This window comes from Sorangium sp. So ce1504 (genome assembly GCF_051521635.1).
GTDB classification, from domain to species: Bacteria; Myxococcota_A; Polyangia; order Polyangiales; family Polyangiaceae; genus Sorangium; species Sorangium cellulosum_B.
In genome coordinates this window covers 8,282,993-8,303,366 of the sequence record NZ_CP150365.1, presented here as the reverse complement: position 1 = coordinate 8,303,366, position 20,374 = coordinate 8,282,993, and the positions used below count along the sequence as shown (strand labels likewise).

Annotated in this window: 22 protein-coding genes; 11 read left to right on the top strand and 11 right to left on the bottom strand. The window is 68.0% G+C overall.

What is annotated here, in order from left to right; translation table 11 throughout:
- Window positions 1–79: 79 nt before the first annotated feature.
- From WMF39_RS31200 to WMF39_RS31190, 3 genes are all read right to left on the bottom strand, one after another.
- Window positions 80–1,294 carry a hypothetical protein gene (locus WMF39_RS31200; protein ID WP_437740126.1) on the bottom strand — a complete coding sequence of 405 codons (1,215 nt, stop codon included), beginning with the start codon at window positions 1,292–1,294 and terminating at the stop codon, window positions 80–82.
- Window positions 1,295–1,651: 357 nt separating this feature from the next.
- Window positions 1,652–3,022, bottom strand: coding sequence for an endo-1,4-beta-glucanase (locus WMF39_RS31195; RefSeq protein ID WP_437740125.1), 1,371 nt, complete (start codon window positions 3,020–3,022; stop codon window positions 1,652–1,654).
- Window positions 3,023–3,178: 156 nt separating this feature from the next.
- The gene (locus WMF39_RS31190; protein ID WP_437740124.1) at window positions 3,179–3,718 is read right to left on the bottom strand and encodes a tetratricopeptide repeat protein; all 540 of its coding nucleotides are present in this window, start codon (window positions 3,716–3,718) and stop codon (window positions 3,179–3,181) included.
- Window positions 3,719–3,803: 85 nt separating this feature from the next.
- Between WMF39_RS31190 and WMF39_RS31185 the strand changes: the two genes are divergently transcribed.
- Together WMF39_RS31185 and WMF39_RS31180 are read left to right on the top strand one after the other, a co-directional pair.
- Window positions 3,804–4,148, top strand: coding sequence for a phage integrase N-terminal SAM-like domain-containing protein (locus WMF39_RS31185; protein ID WP_437740123.1), 345 nt, complete (start codon window positions 3,804–3,806; stop codon window positions 4,146–4,148).
- A 13-nt stretch (window positions 4,149–4,161) separates the two neighbouring features.
- Window positions 4,162–4,740: a DUF6000 family protein gene (locus WMF39_RS31180; RefSeq protein WP_437740122.1), complete on the top strand. Its 579-nt coding sequence runs from the start codon at window positions 4,162–4,164 to the stop codon at window positions 4,738–4,740.
- Window positions 4,741–4,802: 62 nt separating this feature from the next.
- Here the strand turns inward: WMF39_RS31180 and WMF39_RS31175 are convergent, their stop codons facing one another.
- The 5 genes from WMF39_RS31175 to WMF39_RS31155 form a co-directional block, all read right to left on the bottom strand.
- Window positions 4,803–5,645, bottom strand: a complete 843-nt coding sequence (locus tag WMF39_RS31175) for an SRPBCC domain-containing protein (protein ID WP_437740121.1) — start codon at window positions 5,643–5,645, stop codon at window positions 4,803–4,805.
- Window positions 5,573–5,941 carry an ArsR/SmtB family transcription factor gene (locus WMF39_RS31170; RefSeq protein WP_437740120.1) on the bottom strand — a complete coding sequence of 123 codons (369 nt, stop codon included), beginning with the start codon at window positions 5,939–5,941 and terminating at the stop codon, window positions 5,573–5,575. Before WMF39_RS31170 ends, WMF39_RS31175 begins: the two co-directional genes overlap by 73 nt.
- 1,099 nt (window positions 5,942–7,040) lie before the next feature.
- Window positions 7,041–7,229, bottom strand: coding sequence for a hypothetical protein (locus tag WMF39_RS31165; protein ID WP_437740119.1), 189 nt, complete (start codon window positions 7,227–7,229; stop codon window positions 7,041–7,043).
- Between the two features lie 219 nt (window positions 7,230–7,448).
- Complete coding sequence (locus WMF39_RS31160; RefSeq protein WP_437740118.1) at window positions 7,449–8,678, bottom strand: DNRLRE domain-containing protein; 1,230 nt, start codon at window positions 8,676–8,678, stop codon at window positions 7,449–7,451.
- Between the two features lie 1,134 nt (window positions 8,679–9,812).
- Entirely contained in the window at window positions 9,813–9,941 is a 129-nt protein-coding gene (locus WMF39_RS31155) for a hypothetical protein (protein WP_437740117.1), read from the bottom strand.
- A 140-nt stretch (window positions 9,942–10,081) separates the two neighbouring features.
- Here WMF39_RS31155 and WMF39_RS31150 point away from each other — a divergent pair, with 140 nt between their 5' ends.
- Window positions 10,082–10,264 (top strand): S46 family peptidase, encoded by a 183-nt coding sequence (locus tag WMF39_RS31150; RefSeq protein ID WP_437740116.1) that lies wholly within the window; start codon window positions 10,082–10,084, stop codon window positions 10,262–10,264.
- 850 nt (window positions 10,265–11,114) lie between these two features.
- On the opposite strand, the gene WMF39_RS31145 is transcribed toward WMF39_RS31150, so the two are convergent.
- The 3 genes from WMF39_RS31145 to WMF39_RS31135 are packed head-to-tail and all read right to left on the bottom strand — an operon-like array spanning window position 11,115 to window position 13,871.
- On the bottom strand, window positions 11,115–12,047 hold the full coding sequence (locus tag WMF39_RS31145) for a tetratricopeptide repeat protein (protein WP_437740115.1): 933 nt from the start codon (window positions 12,045–12,047) through the stop codon (window positions 11,115–11,117).
- The gene (locus WMF39_RS31140; protein WP_437740114.1) at window positions 12,047–12,523 is read right to left on the bottom strand and encodes a hypothetical protein; all 477 of its coding nucleotides are present in this window, start codon (window positions 12,521–12,523) and stop codon (window positions 12,047–12,049) included. The genes WMF39_RS31145 and WMF39_RS31140 overlap by 1 nt, the downstream gene beginning before the upstream one ends.
- A 1-nt stretch (window position 12,524) precedes the next feature.
- Entirely contained in the window at window positions 12,525–13,871 is a 1,347-nt protein-coding gene (locus WMF39_RS31135) for an AAA family ATPase (RefSeq protein WP_437740113.1), read from the bottom strand.
- A 621-nt stretch (window positions 13,872–14,492) separates the two neighbouring features.
- On the opposite strand from WMF39_RS31135, the gene WMF39_RS31130 reads away from it, so the two are divergent.
- From WMF39_RS31130 to WMF39_RS31095, 8 genes are all read left to right on the top strand, one after another.
- Window positions 14,493–15,065 (top strand): hypothetical protein, encoded by a 573-nt coding sequence (locus WMF39_RS31130; RefSeq protein ID WP_437740112.1) that lies wholly within the window; start codon window positions 14,493–14,495, stop codon window positions 15,063–15,065.
- A 248-nt stretch (window positions 15,066–15,313) separates the two neighbouring features.
- Window positions 15,314–15,838 (top strand): alpha-ketoglutarate-dependent dioxygenase AlkB, encoded by a 525-nt coding sequence (locus WMF39_RS31125; protein WP_437740111.1) that lies wholly within the window; start codon window positions 15,314–15,316, stop codon window positions 15,836–15,838.
- A 42-nt stretch (window positions 15,839–15,880) separates the two neighbouring features.
- Complete coding sequence (locus WMF39_RS31120) at window positions 15,881–16,522, top strand: hypothetical protein (RefSeq protein ID WP_437740110.1); 642 nt, start codon at window positions 15,881–15,883, stop codon at window positions 16,520–16,522.
- Between the two features lie 101 nt (window positions 16,523–16,623).
- Window positions 16,624–17,103: a hypothetical protein gene (locus WMF39_RS31115; RefSeq protein ID WP_437740109.1), complete on the top strand. Its 480-nt coding sequence runs from the start codon at window positions 16,624–16,626 to the stop codon at window positions 17,101–17,103.
- Between the two features lie 193 nt (window positions 17,104–17,296).
- The gene (locus WMF39_RS31110) at window positions 17,297–17,770 is read left to right on the top strand and encodes a hypothetical protein (RefSeq protein ID WP_437740108.1); all 474 of its coding nucleotides are present in this window, start codon (window positions 17,297–17,299) and stop codon (window positions 17,768–17,770) included.
- Window positions 17,771–17,951: 181 nt separating this feature from the next.
- The gene (locus WMF39_RS31105; protein ID WP_437740107.1) at window positions 17,952–18,680 is read left to right on the top strand and encodes a hypothetical protein; all 729 of its coding nucleotides are present in this window, start codon (window positions 17,952–17,954) and stop codon (window positions 18,678–18,680) included.
- A 241-nt stretch (window positions 18,681–18,921) separates the two neighbouring features.
- Window positions 18,922–19,431, top strand: a complete 510-nt coding sequence (locus WMF39_RS31100; protein WP_437740106.1) for a hypothetical protein — start codon at window positions 18,922–18,924, stop codon at window positions 19,429–19,431.
- Window positions 19,432–19,495: 64 nt separating this feature from the next.
- The gene (locus tag WMF39_RS31095; protein ID WP_437748053.1) at window positions 19,496–20,353 is read left to right on the top strand and encodes a class I SAM-dependent methyltransferase; all 858 of its coding nucleotides are present in this window, start codon (window positions 19,496–19,498) and stop codon (window positions 20,351–20,353) included.
- The last annotated feature ends 21 nt before the right edge of the window (window positions 20,354–20,374 follow it).

Genomic DNA, 20,374 nt, shown 5'->3' with positions numbered 1-20,374 from the left:
CGCGGACAACTCCAATCTCCTCCTGCGCGCAGGGACAGACACCGCAGCGCGGGCGTCGAGCTGTGGAGATCGGTTGATCTCAGTTCCAGGTCCGGTCCTGGCGCTGGTACCTGGAGCGGCCGCCGTCCTCGGCGGGGGAGCGCTCGTGGCCCTGGCCTTGCGAGGCGCGCACGTCGTCGCGCTCGTGGACGCGGGTCGAGTATCCCTGCGGGATCTCGTCGCCCATGAAGCGGCCGAACCCGGGCCGGCGCTCCGGGCGATTGTAGATGCCGCCGTATCCGCCGCGTTCCTCGCTGCGACCGCGGTCCTCGCGCTCCTCGCCGCGGCCCTGGTATCCGCGACCGTGGTCGCCTCGAACGTCATGGTGGCCAGGGGCGTTTCTCTCGTCGCCGCCTCGATATCGATCCTGGTCCTCGCCGCGCCCGTAGCCGTGGCTGCGATGCTGATCCTCGCGGCCCAGGTGGTCGCCTCGTGTGTTGCCGCGGCCCTGGTAGCGCTCGCGGTCCTGGTAATCGTCTCGCCCGTAGTCGCGGCCCTGGTAGCGCTCGCGGCCCTGGTAGTCGTCTCGCGCATAGCCGCGGCCCTGATAGTCGTCTCGTGCATAGCCGCGGCCCTGATGGTCGTCTCGCGCATAGCCGCGGTCCCGGTCGTCGTCTCGCCCGTGGTCGTCGCCCTGGTAGCGCCGGCTCTGGCCCTCCTCGTCGCGGCCGCGGTCGTGGCGGCCGTAGGCGCCGCGGCCCTGGTCCTCGTCCGGTCCGGAGAAGCCGCGGCCCGCGTCGCGGCCGTAATAGCCGCGGTTCTCGTCGCGCCCTCGCTGCATGGAGCCGAACCCTCTTCGCTCGTCCTCGGCGCCCCGCCCGCTGAAGTGATCGTCACGCCCGCCGATCCGCTCCCACGAGGGGCTGTCCTGTCCGTAGGCGCGGCGCTGCTCGGGCTCGCGGTAGCCGTGCGCGCCGGCGCCACCCTGCTCTTGCCAGCGCCTCTCGGAGCCGCCGCGGTCGTCCCGTGCGTGCTGGCCGCCCGCCCTCCACGGGTCTCTGCCGTCTCCCCGCCCTTGCTGATCGTACGGCCGCGGCAGCTGGCCCAGCTCTGCCTGCCGGCTGCCGCCGCTCTGGTTCGCGTAGTTGCCGCGGCTGTACGACCCTCGCTCGAACGCGTCGCGGTCCCCCTCGTGACCGCGGAATCCGCGCTGATCGTCGTCCCGCGGCGCGCGCCACCGCTCGTCCCGGTGACGCCAGTCGCCGCGCGGCCCCTCGTCACGGAAATCCCGGCCCTCGTAGCGATCTCGTGCCATCTCGCTCTCCCTCCTCTGGGTGCTGGTGAACGACTCTCGAGCCTCACGAAGGCGGTCACCTCCGTGAGCAGCGGGCTCACCCGTTTCCACCCGTTTCCGCCCGTTCAGCAACCGACGTGCCCAGTTGAAACCCGGTCGAGAGCGCCGGCGCCCCGACAGACGGCCTCGCGGCCGGATCGCGCCGCCGCGCGACAATGCGCCACACGCTGGGGCAAGCTGTCACGCTGGCGCGGCTCGTGTCGTCGAGGACGAGCTCGCTGGGCCGGCTCGGCGGCCCAGCTCGGATCCGGGGCAGGGAAGCGGGGAACAGGGAAGCAGGGAAGATGAGCACCGCAGGCAGCGGCGCTCACCCGGCGCTCAGTAGCGCGTCTCGCAGGGGTGCTGATCGGCGAACGCCTTCACGGCGGTCTTGTTGGACGACCACGAGAAGTTCGGATCGGTGATCGACCACGAGAGGGCGCCCGCATACCCCATGTTGTAGAGGTCGCCGACGAACTTGTCGTAGCGCACGTCCATCTCGGCCATGTTGATGGGGAACTCGCCCATCACGACCGGCTTGTCCGTGAGGCCGTACTCGGAGAGGGGCTTGTTGTACGGGAAGTAGTCGTTGACCCAGCCGTACATGTGGACCTGGTAGAAGTCGACGTCCGAGCGCGTCCACGCCTGACCCCACTTGATGGCGGCGCTGCCGACGCTCACGGGCGCGCCGGTCTCTCGCCTCAGCACGGCGGCCGATTCCTTGGCGAGCGCTTCCATCTGCTGGTGTGTGACGAGATCGAACTTGCTGGAGTCCCCCTCGAACGCCGGGTCGCCGCCGTAGAGGCTCGGCCCGGTCATCGCCCACTCGGGCTCGTTGATGACGTCCCAGGCCAGCATCCGGTCGCGGTGCGGGCTCGACGCCACCGTCCGAGCGATGGGGCGGACGACGTTCTCGATGAGCTTGGCGCGCCGGCCCGCGTCCGCGACGAGGGGCCCCATGCTCGCGACCGACAGGCCGTTCGGCGGGTTGTGCGATGTCTTGTAGAAGCCGTCGAAGGAGAACAGCGTGAACATCACGTTGACCTGCGCCTGGTCCGCGAGCTCGAGCGCCGCCAGGATGTCCTGCGTCGAGGTGCCGCCGAGCCCGGTCGGGTTGCCCTGTCCATCGAAGTTGATCTGGTCCCCGTAGAAGCGGGGGTAGATCCACCAGCGGACCACGTCCACGCCGTTGGCGCGCATGTCCTGCAGGTCGGCGAGCACCTGGCTCTTCTTGCCCGAGATGCCCGCCTGGCTCCACTTGGACTGACCGCCGAAATCGGCGCCGAAGTCGCGCCAGGCGTAGTTCACGCCGTACATGAAGCGAAGGCGGCAGGCGATCTCGACCCCTGGCTCGAACGGACATTCGTCCTCGTCGGCGCCGGCGCATTCGCTGGGCTCTCCCCCGCTGCTGGTGCTGCTGCCGGCCACGGGATCGCCGCTGCCCGTGCTCGCGGGCCCGCCGGTGGGCTCGCCGGCGCCCGCGCCGGAGCCTGTGGATGTGCCGGCGCCCGCACCCGAGCCCGCCGGAGTGCCGGCGCCCGCGCCCGAGCTCGCCGGAGTGCCGGCGCCCGAGGAGTTGCTCCCGGCGGGGCCGCTGTCCCCCGCTTCGCCGCCGGCGCCGCCCTCGCCGCCGCCGTCCGATCCGTCGCCACAGCCGAATCCAGCCACGGAGAGCTGGAGAGCCCCGAAAAGAAGAAGCCAGTTGCGCATGCCCGATTATCACCAGAAACGCGCGCCGGACCAGCCCGAACTCTTAATCGGTTCAGTGACTCACTGCGCAACGTTCTGCTCTTGCTACAAGATCGTGGTCGCAGCGGCCCTGATGAAGATCACGTGAACTTCGAAGGGCACCCGCGGTATCGCTGCTTACCTGGACGGCCCGCGCGGCCTCGGGTGGATCCCCATGTACGCGGCCGCACTCTTCGCCGAGGGATCGTCCGGGTAGCGCTCGATGAGGTCTTCCGCGAGGCTGCGGGCCTGGCCGATCCGGTCCAGGCGCACGAGCGCCCGCACGCGGAGCAGGCCGCGCTCGGCGGCGCGGGGGCTGTCGCCGAAGTCGCGCGACGCCTCGTCGTCGAGCCGGAGCACCTCCTCGGGGTTGGTCGTCAAGGCGGCGCGCATGCGGTCGATGATGCTGGCCTCGGGGTCGGTGTCCGGCGCCGGCTCCGACTCCTGTGCTGCGGCGCTCACGGTGGCAGCGGCCGGCGGGGGAGCGGGGGGGACGACGGGCGCCTCATCGCGGCGCTGCGGCTGGCGGGCTGCGCGGGACTCGGCGCTCGGCGGGCGCGCGTTCGGCGCGGGGCGCTCGTCGCGATCCACGAAGAGGAGGGCCACCGCGGCGAGCGCGGCGACGGGAAGGCCGATGAGCAGCGCGCGGCGAGCGCCGGACGGTCGGGGGGCGTCCACGCGGCGAACGTAGCGCGGAGGAGCGGCCGGCGGTAGCGGGCGGAGCGAGCGCAGAGCGAAGGAAGGGGAGAGCCGCCCAGGTGCGATGGCCGCCGCCGTCCGCGCGACGTTCCTCACGCGACTGGCGACCGACCAGCACGTCAGCGCCTCGACGCAGAGCCAGGCCCTCGCCGCCATCAACTTCCTCTACACCCACGTCCTAGCGCTCGCCCCTCGCGCAGCACCTCGATTTCACCCGAGCGAAGCGCCCCGCGCGCCTCGCTGCGGTGCTGTCGGCGGTGTTGGACAGTCTACCCTGTGGCGCTGGGTGGCATTTGGGCCTTGCAGCGCAGCGCCGACACGTGAGATTTCTCGTGAGGGGGGCACAAAAAGCGACGAGCTGGACAGACCTGGTCTGCCGGCTTCGGTTGGCCAATCGATTGATAGTTAGCCGGACTTTCCCGATGGACGCTTGGTCAAGGTACGGATCCCCACTCTACCTGCTCCTTCTGCACGCGAATTTCCTCGACGAGTCGCCGGAGCGGCGGCATGCGTTCGCGCAGCAGTTCTTGGATGCGGCGACGTCTCTCCCCGAGCGCGAGCTCGGCTACTGGCTCAACGGATCGTGGCGCGAGCAGCTCACGGCGGCATGGATCATCGCGGCCCGTCGGCTCCCCGCGTTTCGAGGCGTGATCGGCGAGAGACTGCTCGCCAGCGCGACTTGCTATGCGGGACAGGGCTTCTCTGTCGCGACCGCGCGCTACCAGGATCTACCTGCATCCGATGCGCTGACACTCTATCTCCAGTCGTACTTGCCGGTCGGTGATCGCGAGTACGATCAAGAGTGGGCTGTGGGATCCTTGGTATGGCTCGACGCTCGCCTGGCCGCGCATCGCGCGGCGCCCTTTCTGAAGGCTCCTGAGCTCTGGAGAGTGTCCGAGCACGGCCGGGAGTTGGGTGCCTTGGATCCAGGACGCGGCGTGGCGCGGGTAGCGCGTGCCATGGCCTTCCTGGACGACCTCGGCGCCAGCGACGTCAGCTGATGCGCGCGCGTTGTCCGCTGGCCGCGCGCGCGCACGTCCCCTTCGGAGCGCCACATCAGCCGTCAGTACACGGCCGTGAGCATGGGCAGCGCCTCGTACCGCAGGCCGATGTTTGACTTGATCGCGGGATCCTCGCTCTGGAATGTACGGAGCTCGGCTTCGTCGCGGACAGCAACGATGCCGACGCCCCATCCGCCCGCCGGGTCGGCGACCGGTCCGAAGGCGATCACGTGGCCCTCGGCGAGCTTGCCGCGCCAGTATTTGCCGTGCGCCTGCATGACCGCGCGCTCATCAGCCGTCATGTCCTGCATGAAGGTCGCGCGCGACGGGAGCAGCCGACAGAGAAAGAAGCGCGGCTCCGGTTGCGGTGCGACGTGGTTCGTGAGCCAACCCAAAACGCGCTCCCAACCTGTCGCGTGGCTCTCGCACGATGTCACACGAGCGCCAAATCCAGCGTGTCGGACAGTGAGGCGCGTACCCGTCTCGATGGAGTCGAGGAGATAGGAGACCGTCGTCGGGGGCGCGTCCGCATCCCATGACGGTTCCCATGTCTGGACGAGCCTTCGAGGCGGATCGAATTCGAGAACCTTGCCGCCGACATGGAATGGCTTCCCGTCTGCCCCCACGCCGTCGGTCCGCCAGGCCCCTCCGGCGCGAAGGTCGATCGTGAAGGCGGTCGTGCGATACATCTCCGCAGAACCCCACCACTTCGTCAGCTCGTCGGTCGTCAGCGCGCGGAAGACGCGCTCTGGCGGCGCGGCGATCTCGATGCGAGCGAGGATCGTCCCTTGCGCGACATCGGCGATCGAACGGGCTCGGGAGTTCTTGGCTGTCATGTATCCTCCAGGTAACGCTTCAGCGACTCGAGATTGCGACCCCAGAACGCGCGGTAGCCCTCGAGCCAAGCCATCGCCTTCTGCAGCGGCGCGGGTCGCAGCGTGTAGAGCCGCTCGCGCCCGACCTTCTCCTCGGTCACCAGCCGCGATGCCTTGAGCACGCGCAGGTGCTTCGAGATCGCGGGGCGGCTCTGAGAGAAGTCGGCCGCGATCTCGTTCACCGGGGCAGGACCCGCGCGCAAACGATCGAGGATCGCGCGACGGGTTGGATCGGCGATGACATAAAACACATCGATGTCGGCTTTCGCGGGCGACATATAGGTAACCAGTGGGTTACTGGTATCGCCGTGGCCTGAGCTTGTCAAGCGCTTCGAAAACTCCCCTCACGCCGGTAGTGCGCCGCGCAACGCCGGCAGAGCTGCCCCCTGCTCCCGCACCGGCTCGCCTAGCCTGGATTTTCACAGAGATAGTTCGGCTAACAGCGCAACCAGTGGCCGCTCGCCCGGCATGATCGCTGATAATTGCGGCGCTGGCTCGATCGAGCTTGCGGACGGGCGGGCCAGTCAAGGCTGGCGCGGAAGCTGAACTGGTGCGCATACCGTCAAATGTACGATCGGTAAATCTTACCGATGCTCCAGGGCACTCTGGACGCCTGTCGCGCCGATCCACTACAAAATACGGTACAGGTGGCGCTTCTCTCCTGCCTGTTGGCGCCCGGCTCGACACGTGGCCCAGATGCCTTATGTAGCAGTGGGATTCTTCGTGATGGGCGCACCAGCTCGACTAACGGGCCCAACTCGCTTCTTCTTGGAACCCGGGAACCCGAGCAAGTTCGATACCGCCAGTACGAAGCGTTGCGCGACCAGTTCGTTGCGATGCCCGTCGTGGTCCCCTGGTAGGGACGAGTTTCGCTCCAGGTCGCGTTCCCCTGCCCGGCGTCAGATCGCCTTTGTGTTAACCGATCTTCTGCTGTGAAAATCCAGGCTAGCGCAACGACGTGCAGGTGCACGAAGCTACCGAGTGGGCTGTTGAATCGCTGCACGAGGGTCACAGAGCCCGTCTCGCCACCGATGATGCCCAGCGACTTCGCTTTCTGCTTTTGCCATCGTGCGATCTCCTCCACAAACAGGCGATTCTGCGCCGTCAGCGCGTCGGGGCGCAGCGAAAGCCATTCCATGGGTGCGTGTGGGGCTTTTGCCGAGGTTTTTCGGGCGGATGAAGTGATCCGTACAGTCGCACGATGATCGGGGAGTTCACCCAGGGTAGCTCGGTCGGGTCGGCCGGCTCTTGCTCGCCGCGGATAAGTTCGCAGAGATGGGCACGATGTACGGTCGGGACCACGCCATGCAGGTCATCGAAGAGTCCGTCTCGGCCTACCGGGCGATGAGCGGGTGGTCGAAGGGGTAGCAAGGGAGTGCGGGGCTCCGCTTGGCCCGCTTCCGTGGATCCCCTGACAGGCGGAGCTCACGCCGGATCGACATGGATCTCCGCCCGGACCTCGGCGAGCGGACGCTCCAGGTACGGCTTGTGATCCCAGCCGTCGGAGAGATCCGTCGTGACCTTCGCGCCGCGCTCCACCGCGCCGAACACGCGCTCGGGCAGGTCGTCCTCGGCGAGAATGCCTCGCGTGTTGGGCTGAGGGAGCGGCGTCACGTTACAGGAGCATGAAGAACGGATTGTGCTTCTTGAAGCCGGCCTCGAACGCCGTGCTGCCAGACGGGCAGCAATGCCAAAACAGTAGCTCCGCGGCATCCTGAATCGCCTCAACGAGGGCAGGGCGCTGAGCTTGGCGACTCTGCCTCGTCGATGCGAAGCGCCCGTGCCCAAACATTCGACAGAGCTTGCTGCGCTCCGCCCTCCGGCCCGGCGCGGTTACTCCGCCGCGTAGTAGCAGACACCGAGGCTCGGCCTGCGCGCGACCGACGTATGTTCGCTTGCCCGAAAGTCGGTTCTGCCGCTCGTGTCCCGCAGCGCGATGCCGTGGTTCGCCTGAGCGTCGTCCACCCAGGCTTGGACGAGCGGCGCCACATCGACCGACACGGTCGCGTCCGCCTGCGCGAGCGTGGTGAGCGAGGCAAAGGCCGGCTCGTCGTACCCAGGTAAATTGGCTGCATTGAGGGTCGATTCGTCCCACGCGCCGCTCATCCGGTGCACCTCGACAACGCTGCTGCTCGACTTCCAGCTATGAGAGAGCGACAGGGACGCAGACGTGATGCGGGACCCGAGCGGGATGAACGACACATCGAAGGCAAGCGCCGCCAGCTGCGGTGCCTGCGCGTCCCATCTCGTGATGAGGTACGGATACGCGCCATACGCCCAGCCCGAGACCTGGGGCTGTACATGCGAGTCCTGTACGTTCCCATAGGTGCCCCGCTGCACGACCACGCACTCGAGGTCGCACGCGTTTCCAGCGCCGTCACCGTCTGAGTCGAGCTGGGTGGGGTTCGCCACGGTCGGGCAGTTGTCGCACGCGTCGAGGACGCCGTCCGCGTCCGTGTCGGCGGCGACCAGGGAGACATTGTCGAGGAAGGTGCCTTGGGTGCTCGGAATGCCATGATCTTCGAACTGCACGCGCGTGGTCGCGCCGGAGGCGATGACCGGATAGGTGTAATAGGCCCACGCAGCGCTGCCCGTAGAGAGGGTGTCGATCAATTGACCGTCCCAGACGACGGCGAGGACGTTCTCGTCCGGGCCGCTGCCGGGGCGCGCGGCGAAGGCAAACCTGAGCTGGTAGGTCGCGCCCGGGACTGTCGCAATCTCTTGATAGATGGCGCTGGGACCTTGGGCGTCGAGCTCCACATGCTGGTTGCCGCTCGCGGCGCCGCCCACAACATGATTTTGGACCTCGATCGCACCGTACGCCGCGCTCCAGCCAGGGATGGACGGCCGGGTGGCCCAGCTGCCCGACCACAGCGCCGGCGACTCGAAGCTTCCGTTCGTCACGCGGTTGCCGGTCGGCACGTCCCACGTCACGAGCGCAGCAGATTGTTCGCCCATCGCGTTGTCGAGCTCGTCGGTCGGGCCGCTCGCCGCTACGCAGCCGGAGGTCATGCAAGCCAATGCAAACGCAGGGACGATGGAATGGTGCGCCTTGATCTTCATTCGAGATCTCCTTCGTTAAGTCGCCGGGGTCGCGGGCACCTCGGCCTGCGACTCCCCGGCATTGGTTGGCACTTGGACGTGCGTGCCGGCCGTGCGATCTCATCGCCTCACCGATTTTTGCGGAGCTGAGCAGATCCCTGGCAAATACGCCCGTCGCCACGGGCTGAACGGCGCCGCCGCGTGCGGTCCGTGGGCGCTCCGAGCTGGCGGTCCGCGTGCCGTGGGTGGCGCCGCTGCCCGCCTCGACGCGGCGGCGCGCTCGCCACGCGCGCTCGCCACGACCGGGTGCTTGCACGCCTCGTAGGCCTCGCGCTCCTCGGGCGGGGGCTCAGCGGCTTGCGCGGTTCGTCAAAGCGCCGCCTGCGAGCCGCCGCGTATACCGTGGCGAAGGTGCCCTGGTGGACGTAGGGGGTCGTGCCGCCTGTCCAGTTGGGCGCCATCATGCCGGGCACCACGGGTGGCCGCCTGGAGAGGATAGGCATGTTGGGAACGTGGCGTCCGCAACCTCGTCCCCGCAGATCCTCGCAGGTGCCGACCGCACCGGTCCCACCGGTGACGTCGGCGCATCTCCGCCGTCGCCTGCGGGCGGTGGCACCGTGCTCGCTCGTGTCCAGGCGCTTCGCCCCGCTGCGCGGGCGCCTGCGGCGGCCCGGACACGAGCTGCGCGCGGTGCCTCACGTGAAACGTGGGCGACGGCGGAGGGGCGCTCCGCTGGGGGCTCGAGCTCGGGGCAGGTGGACCAGGCTGGCCGTGAGGGCGAGGTCGAGCCGAGCGAGCTCATGACAGCGAGCCTGCGGAAGGGCTGGCGCCCTGCTTTCGTCGAGGCGAGCCTTGGATTGCAGAGCAAAACCCGCGCAAAGCCATTCCGACCTGTCAAGAATTTCCCGCCAACGACCGGCAGTTGACATAACGTCCAGAAAGTACGATCCACTGATCCGCCTACAAAAAACCAACAGATCCAACGAGGTCACTCGGCTGTGTAATATTGTCTACACCACGCTGAGCTCGTCCAAACGCCGTCACGCACGACCCCGCAGCGCACCGTGTCCGGCATCGACGGCTCCTCGGGCGGATCTCGCCACCCGGGCCTGCTCGAGAGCGTTCCGCCTGACGCGCGGCATGCCGGGTCGTCGTCTACATGTCGGCCCCGATCGGCGGGGCCTCGCTCCAGGTAGGGTCTCGCCCTCGCTTGACCGGCGGAGGGTCCACCGGCATGCCGAGGTGCTCGAGGATCTTCGTGATCGTGGCGCGCTCGGTGATCACGCAGAGGATGCGGATCCGCGCGTGACACTTTCGGCACCGAGTTACATCGATTTCGAGGGGATAGGACGAACAAGGGCGATCGCGGGGAGCAGGGGCAACGGCTGCGAAGTTGCACGAAGCGTGCTTCTAAGGATTTCGCTGTGCCCGAAGCGCCGGAACGCCGCGGGGCCGGTACGGCGGACGCAGGCCCGCCTTGGCTCTTCATGCCGTCGATCACCCGGACCATCCACGTCGATCACCGCTACATGGAGTGGGTGATGGACGCGGTGTCGGGCGCGGACGCGGTGCTCAAGGAGATGGGCGGCAAGCCGGCCATCGACTGAGCGCAGCCGCGGCGTCGCCGGCGCAAGTCACGCGCCGGCGTCGCCGGGCGAGCGCCGGCGCGTCATCGACTGAGCGCCGCTAGCCTGGATTTTCACAGCAGAAGATCGGTTAACACAAAGGCGATCTGACGCCGGGCAGGGGAACGCGACCTGGAGCGAAACTCGTCCCTACCAGGGGACCACGACGGGCATCGCAACGAACTGGTCGCGCAACGCTTCGTACTGGCGGTATCGAACTTGCTCGGGTTCCCGGGTTCCAAGAAGAAGCGAGTTGGGCCCGTTAATCGAGCTGGTGCGCCCATCACGAAGAATCCCACTGCTACATAAGGCATCTGGGCCACGTGTCGAGCCGGGCGCCAACAGGCAGGAGAGAAGCGCCACTTGTACCGTATTTTGTAGTGGATCGGCGCGACAGGCGTCCAGAGTGCCCTGGAGCATTGGTAAGATTTACCGATCGTGCATTTGACGGTATGCGCACCAGTTCAGCTTCCGCGCCAGCCTTGACTGGCCCGCCCGTCCGCAAGCTCGAGCCAGCGCCGCAATTATCAGCGATCATGCCGGGCGAGCGGTCACTGGTTGCGCTGTTAGCCGAACTATCTCTGTAAAAATCCAGGCTAGAGCGACAAACGGGTTGAAACTGCCTGGAAAGCGCAGAATTTCGAACCGCCAAGACGCCATGAGACGCCAAGATTTTTGTTTTTTTGGCGTCTCATGGCGTCTTGGCGGTTTATTTCTCGCTTGATCAACGTGGTCGGTATTCTAGCGAGCTGTCATGCGTTGTGCCGATTGCCCAACAGGCGTCGGGTGCCGGCCGCGCTTCGCCCTGCGGCGGACCGCGACGGCCGGCAGGTCAGAAGTCGTCGCGGAGGCGCACGGTGTCGAGCTCGCGCCGGAGCATTCGCTGAAAGATGCCCGGCGCCACCCACGAATAGACGCATATCCCGAGCCAGGCATACCCGATGAGCTGGGCGCCCGCCGGGCGGTCGAGGTCCTCGAGGGCGAGGCGGAGGAAGCGCTGCGCGACGTACGCGGCGAGCAGGACGAGCATCGCGCTCGGACCGAGCCCCGCGAGCACCGAGCTCACCCGGAACCAGAGGCCGAGGAGCAAGCTCTCGCGCGCCTTGATGGCGGCGAGGAGCCTCAGCGCGTCCGGATCGCTCACGTCGGCGCGGATCGCCCAGACCGCGTGCTCGCGCGCGCCGCTCACGTCCCCGCGCCGGAGGAGCACGTGCCCCATGAGGACGAGCGCGTCGGCGTGCTCGGGCTCGGCCTCCAGCGCGGCGCGCGCCCAGCGCTCGGCGTCGTCGACGCGGCCGCGCGCGAGGTGCGCATCGCCGAGGGCGACGAGCGTCTCGATGTCCTCCGGGTCGAGCTCGAGCGCCTGGGTCAGGAGCTCGGCGGCGCGATCGTCGCGATCATGGTACCGCTCGACGGCGGCGAGGCCGCGCAGCGGCGCGGGCTCCGACGGATCGAGGCCACGGGCCGTCTCGAAATGCTCCCGCGCCTCGCTCGGCCTCCGGTGCGCGAGCAGGACGCGGCCGAGGACCAGGTGCGCGAGCGGCGACTCGGGGGCGAGCCCGCGCGCCGTCTGCGCCTCGATGAGCGCCGCCCCGAGCCGCTTCAGCCGCAGGAGGGCCACGGCGAGCAGCGCGTGCGCGCGCGGCGCATCCGGATCGAGCGTGAGCGCCCGGCGGAACCAGTCGATCGCGGCTGGCAGCTGCCCGCGATTCAGCGCGCTCACCCCCAGGTCGGTCGCGCGGTCGGCGTCGTCTTGCCCCTCCATCACATCACCACGATCCCGAGCCAGTTCGAGGCCTCGAACGCGGCGCGCACGACGTGATCCCGGGCGATGGCGGCCGCGATGGCGACCGCGGCGCCCTGGCGGACGCGCCCGCCGAAATACTCGTAGATCCCGAAGCTCCGGTGCTGCGACGTATAGAGCCAGTACGCTGCGCCGAGCTTCGCCGCGGTGATGATCACGAACGCATAGGCGAGCGATCGATCGGGCAGGTGGAGCGCCGAAATGACCGAGGCGCTCACCTGGGCGAGCACGACCGCCGCCGCCGGCGTGAGCGCGGCGATGAGCGCTTCTCGCCGGAAGCCCGCGCTGCCCATGGCCTTGCCGTTGAAGATGAACCACGGCAGCCCGGCCCAGCTCCCCGCGAGCATCGTCGTGAGCAGCGGCCAGAACGGGTTCACCGTGTACTCGGCGAGCCGGCCCGGGCGGGGCTCGTCGGCGATGGTGTAGGCGGCGCCCACGTCAGCCCTTCCCGTGGCGCTTGAGGAAGTCGAGCACCTCGTCGTATTGCCCGGCCTCGTTCGCATAACGCGCGTAGTTGCGCGCCGTCGTGAGCCACTCCAGGGTGGTCGGCTTCACGTCGCGCAGCGCGGCCACGAGGTGAGCCTCCGCGATGGGCACCTCGGCCTTCTCGCCGAGCGAGGCCTCGATGGCCTCGTCGCTTGCCGTCTCGACGAGGTGCTCGAGGTCTGCGCCCGAGAAGCCGGACGTCCTCGCGGCGAGCGCCGCCACGTCGATATCGCGCGCTGCAGGGCGGACGTCGAGGAGGCGGCAAAGGATCGCCTCGCGCCCCTCTCGATCGGGCGGCGGCACGAAGAGCACGCGGTCGAAGCGACCGGGGCGGCGGAATGCGGCGTCCACGGCCCAGGGGACGTTCGTCGCGCCGACGATGAGCACGCCCGCGTTGTTCTGGGCGAAGCCGTCCATCTCGGCGAGGAACTGGCTCACCAGCTTGGCGCTCGTCGCCTCGCGCGTGTGCTGGCGCTTGCCGGCGAGGGCCTCGAGCTCGTCGAAGAAGAGCACGGCCGGCGCGCTCGATCGGGCCTTCTCGAAGATGGCGTGGAGCTTTCGCTCCGACTCGCCGATGTACATGTCGAGGATGTCGTGGATGGCGACGTTGAAGAACCCGGCCTTGCACTCGCCGGCCGTCGCGCGCGCGAGAAGGGTCTTGCCGCAGCCCGGCGGGCCATAGAGGAGGATGCCGCCGCCGACGCGCTTCTTGAAGCGCTGGAAGAGTGAGGGCTTCTGGAAGGGCATGATGATGCGGCGCTCGATCTGCTTCTTGACGTCCGCGAGGCCGCCGACGTCGGCGAACGTGACCGCCTTCGCCTCCGGGTGGAGCAGGCGCGCCATGACCGGCGCGTCGGTGTCGTCATTCGAAATGACGCGCATGCGCGGGCGCTCGCCGGCCGGAACTATCTCGCGTATGCGCGCCCCGAGCAGCGCCTTGAGGTCGACGTCCTCGAGCGTCGGGTTCTCGGCGACGGCATCCTGGTATGCCTGAACCGCCTCTTTGGGGCGGCCGAGCGCGTGGAGGACGCGCGCCCGGAGCATCTGCGTCTCGCCGTCCTTCGCGTCCGCGAGCTCGAGGGACCGCTCGAGATCTCCCGCCTCGAACAGCGCGCGGGCCGCGGCGCGCCGCTGCTCGGAGCGCTCGAAGAGTGATGCTCCGGCTTCGCGTACGAGCCGAGCCGCCTCGGCGGCCTCGCCGCGCTCGACGAGGGCCGCCACGACGACCGTGAGGAGATCCACGTTGCGAGGGGAGGCGGCGAGCGCCGCCCGGAGCGAGGTCAGAGTCGCGTTGTCCACCCGGCTATGACCCGTACCGCAGCGCGTTCGAGATTGCTATGGGCTCCGCCTTTGCTCCCTCGTGCGGGCGCGCCGCTGTGTCGGGGGCGGTGGAATCATCCGCACGAGACGGTGCTCCAGCGCGCGGTGCGAGAGGTCGCCTTCGCCGCCGGTCTATCGAGGTGCGCGAGCTGCCACACCCCTGCGTCACTCCTTCGCCGCGCATCTGCTGGAAACCTCCCGATCAGGCGGCCGCGCCGCGTCATCCAGGCGCGACGCCGCGCGACGCCTCCGGCTGCGCGTCCGCCGCGCCCCCTCCAGGCGCCCGCGGCCTCCAGAAAAGGCGGCTGGCGCCGTTGTTCGACGGATCTTTATATCCCCTCCGAACCGAAGTTCCTACCCTGCGGCGCTGGACAGCATTTGGGCCTTGTGACGCAGCGCCGATCCGTGAGACTTTTCGTGGGGGAGGGCACGAAAGGCGACGATCTCTACAGACCTGGTCCGGCGGCTCCGGTTGACCAATCGACGGATGGTTCGGCCGACAGAGGCGCGACGACCAGGTGGAGCGTATCGAATGGCCACGCGTGCCACGTTGAACCGGAATCGCTCTGCGCAGGTGAGAGACATTTGACTGGCCGACGAGTGCTCGCGGTATCCCTTGCGGTCGGATGCGTCGGCTTTGCCGGACTGGCCTTCCTGGCCCGCTCGGGCCGCCTGCCCTCACTCGCGCCTGGCTCGCGCCCGTACCGCCCGGTGTCGGACCAAGAAGCCGCGGTCTTCGATCGAGCAACGAGGGATATTCATCCGGACGACGTCCGCGGCAGTCCTGACCGATACGGCAAGACACTGGTTGCCTGGGCGGGCGTCTTGCGATCGTACAAGGTGTCGAAGGAGAACGACGCCACGGTGCTGCGGTTCGACATCGAGCATCGGTACTTTGACTGGATCGAAGACTCTGGCCTTCAGCGGGCTCGTTACTTCCTCTCCCCGAGAGGGGAGGGGACCATCAGGGCAGCATGGTCCATGCCCCTTGAAGCGTTTGAGTCCATTCCCGAGAAGATCCATGAGGGTGACATGTTCGTCGTGTACGGCTATCCTGCCGATGTGCGGGGGCAGATCGTAGGAATATTCCCCACGGAATACGTGCGGTTGATCCAAGCGGATCTCTACACTGATCGGCAGCTCGACTACGGCCGAACGGACGCGGCGCCATGAGGGGTCACCAGGCGCGTACGTGGACGCCGCGCGCTTCGAGGGCGCGCTGTACGACGAGAGCACGGTGTCTCCCTGCCGCGTCGTGCCGCCCGGCGCGGTGCGAGCGCCGGCGCTGAGCCCCCCGCTACGATGTCCCCCGCGCCCGTAGACGGCCCTGGGCAGCGCCGCCGCGCACCGCTGCGCGCCGCGAGCGGAAGGCCGTTGGACGGGCGGGGACCACTTCTGTACTCTATCGATCGCTGCGACTCATGCCGGAAGACCTGGACGTTCAGTACCTGGAGGGATTCGTCGCGGATCCCGCGGCCATGTTCGACATGGCGGAGCGGAATCTCTCGTGGGACGACCGGATGCATTCACGTCGAACCGCCTCGTGCGGGGTGGCGTACAACTACTCAGGCATCTCTTACCCGGACTGCGAGATGCCGCCCTTCGTGCAGGACCTCGCGGCCCGCCTCGCCGGCGTGGTGGGGCATCCGATCAACAACTGCCTCGCCAACTTCTATGCCGATGGGACGGCGAAGATGGGCTTTCACTCGGACTCCAGCGCCGGCGTCGTCGCTGGAACGACGACCTCGATCCTGTCGCTGGGCGCGCCTCGCGTCCTCACCTTCCGCCGGAGCCTTCGCCGGGACGAGACGCACGACATGGCCCTGGCGCCCGGCTCGCTCCTGATCATGCGCGCCAGCGTTCAGGAGGGGTGGCAGCATGCCGTCCTCGCCGTCGACGCCGCGGGCCCGCGGATCAGCCTCACATTCCGATTCCTATCTCGTTGAAATGGCGGTAGCCGCCGGGGCGCGCCCCCGAAGGAGGAAGACGTGGCGAGAGGACGAACGCAGCGAACCGCGACCGTCGGCGTCGCCGAGCACGGCAACTCGGCGGTGCTCGTCACTCTCGCGCCCGGCGGCGAGCTCCTCGATCGCCGGCGCATCGACCTCACCGAGGGCTTGCCGACGCACCCGCATCACCACGAAGGGTCGTGGGCGGTGGGCCGTTACCTCGACACCCCGGGAGCGCGAGCGCTCTCGCTCGCCGACGCCGTGGCGCTCGTCGACCGCGTGCGAGCGTCCGCCGCGCGCGGCGCACGCGAGGGCCTCAAGGCGCTGGCCGCGGCGGTGCCCGTGCCGATCGCGAGCATCGCGATTCGCGTGTGCCCCGAGCTCCCGCCGACGACCGAGGAGCGGATCGCCGACAATCGCGCGCAGACCGTCGCCGACTCCGTCATGTATCGCGAGGCCCTCGCGGCCGCAGCCGAGGCGCGCGGCTGGTCCGTTCGCTGGTACGACCGCGAGCGCGTGTTTCGCGACGCTGCAACGGCGCTCGGCCGCGATGACGTGAACGATCTTCTGCACGCGATGGGCCGATCGATCGGGCCACCTTGGCAGGCCAACCACAAGCTCGCGGCAGCTGCGGCGATCGTGGCGACAGGGCATCCAGCGTCGCGGGCAACCAGCGGATAACATGCAGTTGCAGCGGACGGTGTACGGTATTGTACATGACTCCTCGTTGAGCCGCCGCTGAACTGCGGCGTTGACCTTGGGGCGAGGGTGAGCAGGTTCCGATGAACAAGCTACCGAGGCTTGATGTCGCGTTCGATGAGCCCTCGGCGGGATGGCTCGCAGTAGAGATTCGGACCGCGGATCAGCGGGTACACGAGAAGTTCTCGCACATCTACCCGACGTTGCCGGATCTCTGCTCCGCCCTCTGCGACGCGCTGGGCGGTAGACCATCGCGCCGCGTCACGTTCCTTCTGGAGCCAGCGGAGCTCGAGCTGACCATCGTGCCGGAGGGCCCTACGGTGTCCGTCCTGAGCCTCCGGATGTTCCGGGATCGATTTCGGACGCTGACTCCGGCGCCAATCCTGGAGTTCCACGGAGCGGCGACAGCGATCGTCCTGACGTTCTGGCGCGCACTTCGGCGACTCCAGACGTGCTTGCCGGCGTCACAGTTCAGCGAAAGGTTTCGCGAGCCCTTCCCAGAGCTTGAGATGGAAGCGCTGACCCGGCTGGTCACAGCTCAGAAAGCGCAGGTCGATCGATGACGACCAAGAAGGCCGACCCGCCGCTGGGCAACAGAGGGATTGATGCCGAGAATGTGCTACACGCTCCCTTTGGCCGGACACGCACTCCGCAGCGTCGATCGTGTCGGTTGAATGGTAGAAAAGGCGGCCACCCAGCAGGCCGGCCAGCCGTCAGCGCGACCTACGTCGCCCACCTGGAGCCAGACCGTCCCCTATGCCGCCCTCGAAGCCATACTCCATCGCGCGCGCCGAGCTCATCGCAAAGCAGGTCGGCCGGTTCGCGACCCAGCACGTTCACCAGTTGGCGGGACATCATGCAAATCTTGCTTTCTGGATCGCTGAAGCGGCGGCAGCGGTCCGAGCCATTGACGAGTATCAGCATCGATTTCGACAACTCCAGGACGCGCAGCGCTCGTGGGTGCGGCAGCACGACACAAAGATCACGAGATACTGCCCAGTCTGCCGCGGCGCATGTGAATTCGGTCCGCAGACCCCGGACCGTCCGCGTCGTGTCCCATCCGAAGACCTCGCCGCTGCGCGCGAGGCTGTTCGAAGCGCGGTCCGGCAGTTTCTCGTTCGGCTCTATCACGCGGGATTCGTCGCCGAAGCCGAGGTCCGCCGGTCGGCTGACCTCGTTGGCGCTTCGATCGAGCCAGAGGACCTGGAGCGAGGTGACGAAGCTCGCTGACCTGGCGGTGCACCCGACGCCTGATCTCGGTCGCTTCACTTCCTCGGCCCGGCGCGGGTGAACGCCGACCCGTCAGGTCCGCGGAGTGCGAGGAATGCTCGTTGTCGCGTCGGGGAAGAGGCTGGACGGAGGTTGCCAGATGACAGAGGCGGAATGGCTGGTGTGTACTCGGACCAACCCCATGCTCCGCTTCCTGCTCGGACTCGGTCCGAAAGAGCTGCGGGTCGTGGACATCAAGACGTTTCCGGCCTGCAGGGGGAGCGACCGCAAGATGCGTCTGTTCGCCTGTGCATGTTATTACCGCGTGCGCGCCCTGCTCCCCGATGAGCTCGCAGAAGCAGCAGTGGAAACAGCGAGCCGTCACGCCGATGGCCTGGCCACGCTGGAGGAACTCCAGGCAGCCGAGGCTCTGGTCCGGCAGGCGCTCGACTCTCTGGAGGGTAGGTGGCGGGCGTCCCATGGGGCCGAGCGTATCTCGCTCCAGCCGACGCACGACGCGCTGACCCTGAGCTTTCAGGTAGTTCGGCCACAGGCTCCGAAGGCGGCGTACTACGCCTCGTCCAACGCTCATCTGGCAGCTGCTGCCATGGCCAATCCTGGCGCCGCGTCTGGGGATGCTTCCTACGCTGCCAGCAGCGCCGCCGAAGAGCACGCCCAGGCGGACGTACTCCGCGACATCTTTGGCAACCCGTTCCGCGCGGTGGCATTCGACCCGCGCTGGCGGACCTCGACGGCCGTCGGGCTGGCTCGGCAGATGTATGAAAGCCGCGTTTTCGGGCCGATGCCGATCCTGGCCGACGCCTTGCTGGACGCCGGGTGCGACGACGCCGACGTGCTGGCCCACTGCCGCGGCCGCGGGCCGCACGCCCGCGGCTGCTGGGTGATCGATCTGCTGCTCGGGAAGGACTAGGCTGAGCCGCCAAGCATCGCTGAGCACACTGGTCATGACGCTGGCGATCGCCGGCCCGGTTCGCGCCGAGATGAACCGCGGAGGACCCGCGCTCGATCCCGGATGGGCCCGCCTCGACGACCGGCAGGTCGCCCACGCCGAGCGGTCCTGATCCTCCCGAGTGTGCCGCGCACTACGAGGACGGGTCGGGGCGACCTGGGCGCGCGCTCCTGGGCCTGGTATGCTCCACATATCGAGACCGATGCCCCTGTCAATCTCCAACGTCCGCGAGTTGTTGCGCCGCGCAGATGCGGAGCGCTGGTGTGCTCAGACAATCGACGGCTCGGGCGAACCGTGCAAGTGGCTGCCTGTTGTGAAATATTCCGCTCGATTCAATCCGACTCAGCACGCGATCGGCTTGATCGATTCTGGCGAGTGGACATCGCAGTACGCGGATGGCCTGCGTGTTGCGCCGCCGAAGAACCTTGTGGGATTCATGCCGATGCTCGAGTTCGACCGCCCGGCGGTCCTATCTATGATGGATCAGGGCCTCGCAAGCCAGGGTGTCCCATCGAAGGTCCTTCGCACATTTCCGTTCGACCATCTCCTCGTCCTCGCACTCGAAAGTTCGTCGCATTGGCGACAGCATGCCGAGGCATGGGTCGACTCAGGCTACCCGCCGAACGACCGCATCGCCGCGCTGCTGCCGCGAAATTCCCGCGTCCGGGAGTGGGCGGAGTCCCGGATCGACGCCATTCTCCGAGGAACGTAGAAGCTCCGCACGTTTTTTCATTTTGTTAGACCGCCAACAATCAGAAACCAGGAGAGAGTACGTCATGCAGGATGAACAAGCGGCGGCGCCAGACGACACGGCGGTTCGGGTCGCCTTGTGGCGTGCGCTGCACGTGGAAGCCGATGCGCCGCCGCACGTGTTCGAAGACGACGTCGGGTTGAAGCTGGCGGCTCCGGACGACGGGTGGCGCGGCCGTCCGGACATGAGCCCGTTCACGCGGCCCTTCCGCGCCTCCATCCTGGCCCGCGCCCGCTTCGTCGAAGATCTCGTCGCGGAGCAAGCCGCCCGTGGCGTCGGGCAGTATGTCATCCTCGGAGCGGGCCTGGACACCTTCGCCCAGCGTCGGCCGGAGCTTGCCTCCCGCCTGCTCGTGTTCGAGATCGACCGGCCCAGCCCCCAGGCGTGGAAGCGCCAGCGCCTCCTCGACCTCGGGCTCGGCGTTCCATCGTTCCTGCGGCTCGTGCCGGTCGACTTCGAGGCAGGCGACGCGTGGTGGGAGCGGCTGGCGGCCTCGGGCTTCGACTCGGGGCGGTCGGCGGTCGTGGCGTCGACCGGTGTCAGCATGTACCTGACCAGGGACGCCATCGCGGCGACGCTGCGCCAGGTCGCGGCGCTCGCCCCGGGCTCCACGCTCGCCATGTCGTTCATGCTTCCGATCGAGCTGGCGGATCCGGAGGTGCGTCCCGGGATCGAGCGAGCGGCAGCGGGGGCCAGAGCCAACGGCACGCCGTTCATCAGCTTCTTCACGCCGGCAGAGATGCTGGCGCTGGCCCGAGATGCCGGTTTCAGAGAGGTCCAGCACGTATCGGCCGCTGCGCTTGCAGAGCGCTACTTCGCGGGCAGGACGGATGGCCTTCGGCCGCCGAACAATTCAGAGGAGCTGCTGGTGGCGACGACCTGAATCAAGCGGTCTAACCAGTCG

Bases quoted from the DNA above. Each gene is read 5' to 3' on its own strand.
- WMF39_RS31185 (WP_437740123.1), top strand. From the start codon at position 3,804: ATGGCCGCCGCCGTCCGCGCGACGTTCCTCACGCGACTGGCGACCGAC.
- WMF39_RS31200 (WP_437740126.1), bottom strand. From the start codon at position 1,294: ATGGCACGAGATCGCTACGAGGGCCGGGATTTCCGTGACGAGGGGCCG.
- WMF39_RS31110 (WP_437740108.1), top strand. From the start codon at position 17,297: ATGCCGCCCTCGAAGCCATACTCCATCGCGCGCGCCGAGCTCATCGCA.
- WMF39_RS31160 (WP_437740118.1), bottom strand. From the start codon at position 8,678: ATGAAGATCAAGGCGCACCATTCCATCGTCCCTGCGTTTGCATTGGCT.
- WMF39_RS31145 (WP_437740115.1), bottom strand. From the start codon at position 12,047: ATGGAGGGGCAAGACGACGCCGACCGCGCGACCGACCTGGGGGTGAGC.
- WMF39_RS31100 (WP_437740106.1), top strand. From the start codon at position 18,922: ATGCCCCTGTCAATCTCCAACGTCCGCGAGTTGTTGCGCCGCGCAGAT.
- WMF39_RS31125 (WP_437740111.1), top strand. From the start codon at position 15,314: ATGCCGGAAGACCTGGACGTTCAGTACCTGGAGGGATTCGTCGCGGAT.
- WMF39_RS31115 (WP_437740109.1), top strand. From the start codon at position 16,624: ATGAACAAGCTACCGAGGCTTGATGTCGCGTTCGATGAGCCCTCGGCG.
- WMF39_RS31095 (WP_437748053.1), top strand. From the start codon at position 19,496: ATGCAGGATGAACAAGCGGCGGCGCCAGACGACACGGCGGTTCGGGTC.
- WMF39_RS31180 (WP_437740122.1), top strand. From the start codon at position 4,162: ATGGACGCTTGGTCAAGGTACGGATCCCCACTCTACCTGCTCCTTCTG.
- WMF39_RS31195 (WP_437740125.1), bottom strand. From the start codon at position 3,022: ATGCGCAACTGGCTTCTTCTTTTCGGGGCTCTCCAGCTCTCCGTGGCT.
- WMF39_RS31105 (WP_437740107.1), top strand. From the start codon at position 17,952: ATGCTCCGCTTCCTGCTCGGACTCGGTCCGAAAGAGCTGCGGGTCGTG.